Genomic DNA, 430 nt, shown 5'->3' on the forward strand with positions numbered 1-430 from the left:
CTAACGCACTTACCAATAGGAGCATCGCTGGCTAATTCCATAATGCCGTCTGAACTATCTGACAAACCGATTTCAGACTCACTACATAACATGCCGTGAGACGGTACGCCGCGTAGCTTGGCTTTTTTAATTTTAAAGTCGCCCGGTAATACCGCACCAACAGTGGCAACGGCAACTTTTAAGCCTAAACGACAATTTTTAGCACCACAAACAATGTCGACTAACTCGCCGTCATTAAAGTCTGGTCCTAAATTAATTTTTGTTACTTGTAGTTTGTCTGCATCAGGGTGCGGACCACACTCAACTACTTCACCAATTAATACACCGCTAAATTTTCCTGCAACAGGCTCTACGGCGTCTACTTCAAGACCAGCCATGGTAATTTGATGTGCTAATTCATCTGAAGATATAGCAGGATTAACCCACTCAC

Annotated in this window: 1 protein-coding gene; it reads right to left on the minus strand. The window is 43.5% G+C overall.

Annotated elements, in window-relative coordinates; all coding sequences use genetic code 11:
• On the minus strand, positions 1 to 430 hold a 430-nt coding region (ytpR, locus tag H4J50_RS19150), incomplete at both ends, for a YtpR family tRNA-binding protein (RefSeq protein WP_404842761.1).

Origin of the sequence: Colwellia sp. 6M3 (genome assembly GCF_014077595.1) — a bacterium.
Classification (GTDB): domain Bacteria; phylum Pseudomonadota; class Gammaproteobacteria; order Enterobacterales; family Alteromonadaceae; genus Cognaticolwellia.